The sequence below is a fragment of the Jatrophihabitans sp. genome, assembly GCF_046262535.1.
Taxonomy (GTDB): Bacteria; Actinomycetota; Actinomycetes; order Mycobacteriales; family Jatrophihabitantaceae; genus Jatrophihabitans.
In genome coordinates this window covers 22,257-29,993 of record NZ_JBHEMO010000070.1, presented here as the reverse complement: position 1 = coordinate 29,993, position 7,737 = coordinate 22,257, and the positions used below count along the sequence as shown (strand labels likewise).

Here is a 7,737-nt window from a genome sequence, read left to right as displayed (position 1 = left end):
ACGATGCGGCGCAGGACGTAGCCGCGTCCCTCGTTGGACGGCGTCACGCCGTCGCCGATCAGCATGAGCGCCGTGCGGACGTGGTCGGCGACGACGCGCAGGCGCACGTCGTCGGGGTGCGACTGATTCGCCGCGTGCCCGGAGTGCGCGCCGTAGGTCTTGCCGGCCATCTCGGCGGCCCGATCAAGAACGGGTCGGGTCTGGTCGATCTCGTAGAGGTTGTCGACACCCTGGAGCAGGACGGCCATGCGCTCCATGCCCATGCCGGTGTCGATGTTCTTGGCCGGCAGCTCGCCCAGGACGGGGAAGTCGGACTTGCCCGGACCGGTCGACGGTCCGCGCTCGTTCTGCATGAAGACGAGGTTCCAGAACTCCATGTAACGGTCCTCGTCGACGGCCGGGCCGCCCTCGACGCCGTAGTCGGGACCGCGGTCGTAGTAGAGCTCGCTGCACGGGCCGCACGGGCCGGCGATGCCCATCGACCAGAAGTTGTCGTCCATCCCCTTGCGGACGATTCGCTCCAGCGGCAGCCCGATCTGCTTGTGCCAGATGTCGATGGCCTCGTCGTCGTCGAGGTAGACGGTGGCCCAGATGCGGTCCCCGTCGAGGCCGAAGCCTCCGTCGGCGACGGACTTGGTCGAGAGGTCCCAGGCGAGGCGGATCGCCTCGTCCTTGAAGTAGTCGCCGAAGCTGAAGTTCCCGTTCATCTGGAAGAACGTGCCGTGCCGCGTCGTCTTGCCGACCTCGTCGATGTCCAGCGTGCGGATGCACTTCTGGATGCTCGTCGCCCGCGGCCAGGGCGGCGTCTGCTGGCCGACGAAGTAGGGGACGAACTGCACCATGCCCGCGTTGACGAACAGCAGGTTGGGATCCTCGAACGGCAACGGGACGCTGGGCACGACGGCGTGCCCGTTGCGTTCGAAGTGCCCCAGGAAGCGGGCGCGAATGTCGGCAGTTTCCACGACCTACCTCGCTTCGCTCGTCCGGTCGGCGAAGCCTGCACCAATGGTTCGTTCGCTGCGCTCACTCACGGCTCTACCTTGCCAGACGCGCGGTTGCCGCTTATTCGCTCGGCGCGGTCTCCGTGCGTCTGTCCAGTCCGGTCGCCTGGCGCAGTTCGGTCTCCCGCTCGCTCATCGCCTCGCGGACGTCGGCAGCGAAGTCGCGGATGGCGTCGGCGAGTTCGCGGAGGCCCGCGCCCAGCCCGGTGGCCATGCCGCGCGGCGTCAGCTTCTCCATCGCGCGGGACACCTTACGGACCAGCAGCGCGCCGATCGTCACGCCCATCGCCAGCCAGAAGAGCCGCTTCATCAGTTGCGCCCACGCTTGTCGGCCCGGTGCTTCCGGCGCGCGGTGCGCACCGCATCGGCGTCGCGGCGGTCGGACACCGTCTTGCGCACGCCGTAGGTGAACGCCGCCGCCTTGATCATCGGGCTGCCGAGCGTGCTGGAGACCACTGCGGTCATGGCCGCGACGTTGGTCGTCATCGAGTTGACGTTCTTGGCGATGCCCTCGACGTGCACTAGCTGGGTGTTGACCGCCTCGATCGTCTCGTGCGCCTCGGCCAGCAGCGGGGCGATGCCGTCGTGGGTCTTGCGCACGGCCAGCGTGGCCTCGTCCAGCGTGCGGCCCAGCTTGAGCAACGGAACGGCAAGCAGCAGCACGAGCAGGACGAACGCGACCGCCGCGATCAGCGCGGCAATCTCGCCTCCGGACATCAGGCCTCCCCGGCGAGAAGTGCAGAACAGAGCGGAGCCGACCCTATCGGGTCACTCCCGGGCGCCCGTGTCGTCGTCCGCGCCGCGGATCATCGCGCGCAGCCGGGCCAGCCGCTCGCTGATGGCCCGCTCGGTCCCCCGGCCGCTGGGCTCGTAGTAGTTGCGCCCCACGAGCTCGTCGGGCGGGTACTGCTGGGCGACGACACCGTCCGGCGTGCCCGGCGGGTAGACGTAGCGGGCACCGGCGCCGAGCTTCGCCGCGCCCGGGTAGTGGCTGTCGCGCAGCGCCGGCGGAACGGCGCCGGCCAACCCGTCGCGCACGTCGGCCTGGGCGGCGTTGATCGCGGCGATGACGGCGTTGGATTTCGGGGCGAGGGCGAGGTGGATCGTCGCCTGGGCCAGGTTGATCCGCGCCTCGGGCAATCCGATCAGTTGCACGGCCTCGGCAGCTGCGGTTGCCGCCAGCAGGGCCGTCGGATCGGCGAGTCCCACGTCCTCGGAGGCGTGCACGACCAGACGCCGGGCGATGAAGCGCGGGTCCTCGCCGGCCTCGAGCATGCGGGCGAGGTAGTGCAGGGCGGCGTCGACGTCGGAGCCCCGGATCGACTTGATGAACGCGCTGATGACGTCGTAGTGCTGGTCGCCGTCGCGGTCGTAGCGGACCGCCGCCCGGTCGACCGCCTGCTCCAGCGTCGTGAGGTCGATGTCGGTGCGCCCCTCGGCCTGGACGGTCCCGGCGGCCGCCTCGAGCGCGGTCAGCGCGCGGCGGGCGTCGCCCCCGGACAGCCGCAACAGGTGCTCGCGCGCGTCGGCGGCCAGGGTGACCGCCCCGCCGAGACCGCGCTCGTCGGCCAGGGCCCGGTCGACCAGCAGTGCGACGGCGGCCTCGTCCAACGGCTGCAGGGTGAGCAGCAGGCTGCGCGACAGCAGCGGGGACACGATCGAGAAGAACGGGTTCTCGGTGGTGGCGGCGACCAGGGTGACGTGTCGAGCCTCGACCGCGGACAACAGGGAGTCCTGCTGGGTCTTGGAGAAGCGGTGGATCTCGTCGATGAACAGAACCGTCTGGCGGCCGGTCCGGCCGAGTTCGGCCTTGGCCCGGGCGATGACCTCGCGCACGTCCTTCACCCCGGCGTTCAGGGCCGACAGCTGAGCGAACCGGCGGTTGGTGGCGGTGGAGACGATGAGCGCCAGCGTCGTCTTCCCGGTGCCGGGCGGGCCGAACAGGATCAGAGACATCGGCGCGTCGCCCTCGACGAGCCGGCGCAGAGGCGAGCCCGGTGCGAGCAGATGGTCCTGCCCGACCACCTCCTCCAGTGTGCGGGGGCGCATCCGGGCGGCCATGGGCGCCGCCGCGTCGTACGGGACGGCGTCGGCCCGCGGCTCGTCCGGTTCGAAGAGCGTCACCCGGCCAGCGTAGGTGCGGGCCGGTCCGAGGTGGCGCCGGTTTCGCGCCTGGCGGGTCCGGGAACGTCCTTTGCACGGAGAAAGCGTCTGCATCAGCGCGTGTCAGCCGGAGTGCGCATGTCGGCCCAACTGCTCGAGAGACCGGAGTCGACCGCTCTGCGCCGTCAGACCTGGGCGGTGCTGGCCATGCTGCTCGTCGTCGCGTACTGCGACCAGATGTCCAAGGCGTGGGCGTGGCGGCACGCCGGTCGGGCGAAGGTGAACTCGGGCGGGAACATGCTGGTCAGCCCGGCGGTCAGCGGATGGCTGCGCAGTCCGGTGCTCGGCGCTGCCTTCGACGTGCTCGGCGCGATGGTGCTGGCGACCTCGCTGATGCTGCTCGTCCGCCGGCGCCGGCACGCCGCAGTGCTGACCGCGCTCACCTTGCTGATCGGGGGCTGGACCAGCAACCTCTGCGACCGCCTCGGGATGCGCTACTTCGTCGCACCGGGCAGCCGCCGTGGAGTCCTCGACTTCCTGCACTTCTGGGGACGGCTGTGGAACGTCGCCGACCTGGCCATCCTGGCCGGTTCCGCGCTGCTCGTGCCCGCGCTCGTGGTGGCCCACCTCGACCGGCGCCGGCAACCGCCGTCCGACGCGGCGCCGGCGCGCAACCCGGTCCGCGTCGCGCAGGCCCGCCGGATCGTCCTGCTCACCGTCGCGGTCACCGCGCTGCTCGCAAGCGTCGGCGCGGTCACTTCCACCGGCACTGGGGGCCGGGGGATCTACGCCGTCGAGCCCTGACCGGTCGGGCCGGCGTCGTCCGCTTCGGGAACGAAGTCCACGCCGGCCTCCTTGCGCTGTTGCGCGGTGATCGGCGCCGGCGCCGCGGTCAGCGGGTCATAGCCGCCGCCGGTCTTGGGGAAGGCGATCACGTCCCGGATCGAGTCGCTGCCCGAGAGCAGCGCGACGATCCGGTCCCAGCCGAACGCGATGCCGCCGTGCGGCGGGGCGCCGTAGCTGAAGGCGTCCAGCAGGAAGCCGAACTTCTCCTGGGCCTCGTCGTCGGTGAGCCCCATGACCGTGAAGACCCGTTCCTGGATGTCGCGGCGGTGGATACGGATCGACCCGCCGCCGATCTCGTTGCCGTTGCAGACGATGTCGTAGGCGTAGGCCAGCGCCGAGCCGGGGTCGGTGTCGAACGTAGCGAGTGACTCCGGCTTCGGTGAGGTGAAGGCGTGGTGGACGGCCGTCCACGCGCCGGCGCCCACGGCGACGTCACCGGCGGCGACGGCGTCCGAGGACGGCTCGAACAGCGGCGCGTCGACGATCCACACGAACTTCCACGCCGTCTCGTCGATGAGGCCGAGGCGCCGGCCGATCTCGAGCCGGGTCGCGCCCAGCAGGCTGCGGGCCGACGTCGCCGTTCCGGCGGCGAAGAAGACGCAGTCCCCCGGAGCAGCGCCGACGTGCTCGACCAGGCCGGCGCGCTCGGCGTCGGACAAGTTCTTGGCCACCGGACCGCCGAGCTCGCCGTCCTCGCCGACGAGGACGTAGGCCAGCCCGCGGTGCCCGCGCTGCTTGGCGAACTCCTGCCACGCGTCCAGGGTCCGGCGGGGCTGGGCGGCGCCGCCGGCCATCACCACCGCGCCCACGTAGGGCGCCTGGAAGACTCGGAACGGAGTGTCCTGGAAGAACTCGGCGCACTCGACCAGCTCGAGGTCCAGACGCAGGTCCGGCTTGTCCGAGCCGTAGCGGCGCATCGCCTCGGCGTAGGGCATGCGCGGGATGGGCGTCTCGACCTCGTACCCGATCAGCTTCCACAAGGCGATCAGCACCTGCTCGGCCACGGCGATGACGTCGTCCTGCTCGACGAAGCTCATCTCGATGTCGAGCTGGGTGAACTCCGGCTGCCGGTCGGCTCGAAAGTCCTCGTCGCGGTAGCAGCGGGCGATCTGGAAGTAGCGCTCCATTCCGGCGACCATCAGCAGCTGCTTGAACAGCTGGGGCGATTGGGGCAGCGCGTACCAACTGCCGGGGCGCAGCCGGGCCGGCACCAGGAAGTCGCGGGCGCCCTCGGGGGTCGACCGGGTCAGCGTCGGCGTCTCGATCTCGGTGAACCCGGTCGCGTACAGCGTCTCGCGCGCGGCCCGGTTGACGTCGCTGCGCAGGCGCAGGGCCGCGGCCGGCGCGGCCCGGCGCAGGTCGAGGTAGCGGTACTTGAGGCGGGCCTCCTCGCCGACCTCGGAGTACGCGTCGAGCTGGAAGGGCAGCGGGGCCGCTTCGTTGAGGACGTCCAATGACGACGCCACGACCTCGATCTCGCCGGTGGGCAGGGCCGGGTTGACGCTGCCGTCCGGCCGCAGCCGGACCTCACCGGTCACCGCGACGACCCACTCGTTGCGCAGGGCGTGGGCGGCGTCCTCTTCGCGCAGCACGACCTGCGCCGAGCCCGAGCGGTCGCGCAGGTCGATGAAGGTGACGCCGCCGTGGTCACGGCGGGTGGCAACCCACCCGGCGAGGGTGACGGTCTGTCCTGCGTCGGCGGCCCGGAGCGACCCGGCGTCGTGCGTGCGAATCATGCATCCACTCTCTGCGTCAGCACCTGCGGTCGCAGGTCGTTGTCCGGCGGGGCCCAGGACGCCGGATCGGCGTCCACCTGGTCCCCGCTGCGAATGTCCTTGATCTCGTGCGGCTCTCCGGGGAACCACACGAAGGGGATCCCCCGCCGCTCGGCGTAGCGGATCTGCTTGCCGAACTTCTGCGGCGTGGCGGCGACCTCGGTGGGGATGCCCCGAGCCCGCAGCGCTTGGGCAATCGCATCGCAGGCACCGCGCGCAGCCTCGTTCGCCAGCGCGACGAGGACGACCGACGGCACCGCGCGGGACCCGGTGATGAGGCCGCGTTGCAGCAGCGGGGTCAGCAGCCTGGTGACACCGAGCGAGATGCCCACTCCCGGGTAGGTCGTCTTCCCGTCCGAGGCGAGCGAGTCGTACCGGCCCCCGGAGCACACGGATCCGAGGCCCTCGAAACCGGCCATCCGCGTCTCGAAGACCGTCCCCGTGTAGTAGTCGAGGCCGCGGGCGATCCGCAGGTCCGCCTCGACGGTCACGCCGGTCACCGTCGAACAGCCGTCGATGACGGCGGTCAGCTCGCCTATCCCCTCGTCCAGCAGCGGGGACGTCACGCCGAGCGCCCACACCGCCGACCCGAACGAGGCATCCGGCGTGCGGATGGCGGCCAGCTGCAGGCAGAGCCCGGCCTGTTCGGCGGTGAGCCCCGCCTCCATGACGAGCTGCTGGCCGACGACGTCGGCCGGCACCTTGTCGAGCCGGTCGATCGTCCGGATCACGGCCGGGACGTCGGGTGCCCCGAGCCCTTCGTAGAACCCCTGGATGAGCTTGCGGTTGTTCACCTGCAGGCGCAGCGGCGGCAGGAAGTCGAGTACGCCGAGCGCTTCGGCCATGACCCGGGCGACCTCGACGTCGTGGTGGAACGGCAGCGTGTCCTTGGCGACGATGTCGATGTCGGCCTGGGTGAACTCGCGGAAGCGTCCCTCTTGGGGCCGCTCGCCCCGCCACACCTTCTGGATCTGGTAGCGCCGGAGAGGGAACTCGAGGTGCCCGGCGTGCTCGAGGACGTAACGGGCGAACGGCACGGTCAGGTCGAAATGCAGGCCCAGCCCCGAATCTCCTGACTCTGCCTCGGCCTGTAGCCGGCGCAGGACGTAGACCTCCTTGTCGATCTCGCCCTTGCGCAGCAGCTGGTCGAGCGATTCGACGGCCGGGGTCTCCAACGGCGCGAAGCCGTGCAGCTCGAAGGTGTAGCGCAGCCGGTCCAGCACGGCCAGCTCGACGAAGCGCTGAGCCGGCAGCAGCTCGGGGAATCCGGAGATCGCCATCAGAGGTCCGCCAGGTACGGGTTGGTCAGCCGTTCCCGGGCGATGGACGTGGACGGCCCGTGCCCGGGGTGCACGACCGTCGCGTCGTCCATCGGGAGGATGACGCTTCGCAACGAGGTCTCCATGTCGGCCATCGAGCCGCCCGGCAGGTCGGTCCGGCCGATCGAGCCGGCGAACAGGACGTCGCCGGAGAACAGGACGGCCTCGTCGGCGCCGGACAATCCGAAGACCACCGAGCCGGCACTGTGGCCGGGCGCGTGCGTGACGGTGAAGTCGAGGCCGGCGAGGGAGATCTTGTCGTGGGACGCCAGCTCGCGGACGTCGTCCGGCTCGGCGAAGGTGAGGCTGCCGAACAGTGGCGTGCCGGGCGGGACGCCGATGCCCGACCAGGGGTCGGCGAGTTGCCGGCGGTCGGCCGGGTGGATGTAGGCCGGGACGTCCCGGGCCTGGCACACGGGCAGGACCGAGAACGTGTGGTCGAAGTGCCCGTGGGTGAGCAGGACGGCGACCGGGTGCAGCCGGTGCTCGGCGATCACCTCGTCCAGCTGGCCGGTGACGCCGAAACCCGGGTCGAGGACGATGCACTGCTCCCCCGGACCGGCCGCCACCACCCAGCAGTTGGTGTCGGTCGCGGCAGACGGGAAACCCGCGATGAGCACGGCCGAGGACTCCTGAACTGTGGGTGGGTGGACGTCGCTGAAAGGTTCAAGCCTACCGAGAGGCGGGCCGGCG

At 71.0% G+C, this 7,737-nt stretch carries 8 protein-coding genes; 1 reads left to right on the top strand and 7 read right to left on the bottom strand.

All coding sequences use genetic code 11. From position 1 onward, the window contains the following. From ABR571_RS10100 to ABR571_RS10085, 4 genes are all read right to left on the bottom strand, one after another. Positions 1-962: alanine--tRNA ligase-related protein (locus ABR571_RS10100; RefSeq protein WP_409453066.1), on the bottom strand; the 962-nt coding region annotated here is incomplete at its 3' end. Between the two features lie 100 nt (positions 963-1,062). After that, a complete protein-coding gene (locus ABR571_RS10095; protein ID WP_409453065.1) occupies positions 1,063-1,311 on the bottom strand; it encodes a hypothetical protein in 249 nt (82 codons plus the stop codon). Next, positions 1,311-1,718 (bottom strand): DUF948 domain-containing protein, encoded by a 408-nt coding sequence (locus ABR571_RS10090; RefSeq protein WP_409453064.1) that lies wholly within the window; start codon positions 1,716-1,718, stop codon positions 1,311-1,313. The genes ABR571_RS10095 and ABR571_RS10090 overlap by 1 nt, the downstream gene beginning before the upstream one ends. A 51-nt stretch (positions 1,719-1,769) precedes the next feature. After that, positions 1,770-3,062 (bottom strand): replication-associated recombination protein A, encoded by a 1,293-nt coding sequence (locus ABR571_RS10085; RefSeq protein ID WP_409453068.1) that lies wholly within the window; start codon positions 3,060-3,062, stop codon positions 1,770-1,772. 162 nt (positions 3,063-3,224) lie between these two features. Between ABR571_RS10085 and ABR571_RS10080 the strand changes: the two genes are divergently transcribed. Beyond that, on the top strand, positions 3,225-3,908 hold the full coding sequence (locus ABR571_RS10080) for a signal peptidase II (RefSeq protein WP_409453063.1): 684 nt from the start codon (positions 3,225-3,227) through the stop codon (positions 3,906-3,908). Here ABR571_RS10080 and aspS read toward each other — a convergent pair. The 3 genes from aspS to ABR571_RS10065 are packed head-to-tail and all read right to left on the bottom strand — an operon-like array spanning position 3,890 to position 7,664. After that, positions 3,890-5,686 carry an aspartate--tRNA ligase gene (gene aspS, locus ABR571_RS10075; RefSeq protein ID WP_409453062.1) on the bottom strand — a complete coding sequence of 599 codons (1,797 nt, stop codon included), beginning with the start codon at positions 5,684-5,686 and terminating at the stop codon, positions 3,890-3,892. The two genes, ABR571_RS10080 and aspS, sit on opposite strands and share 19 nt — an antisense overlap. Beyond that, positions 5,683-7,005: a histidine--tRNA ligase gene (hisS, locus tag ABR571_RS10070; RefSeq protein ID WP_409453061.1), complete on the bottom strand. Its 1,323-nt coding sequence runs from the start codon at positions 7,003-7,005 to the stop codon at positions 5,683-5,685. Before hisS ends, aspS begins: the two co-directional genes overlap by 4 nt. Then, positions 7,005-7,664 (bottom strand): MBL fold metallo-hydrolase, encoded by a 660-nt coding sequence (locus ABR571_RS10065; RefSeq protein ID WP_409453060.1) that lies wholly within the window; start codon positions 7,662-7,664, stop codon positions 7,005-7,007. Before ABR571_RS10065 ends, hisS begins: the two co-directional genes overlap by 1 nt. Between the last annotated feature and the right edge of the window lie 73 nt (positions 7,665-7,737).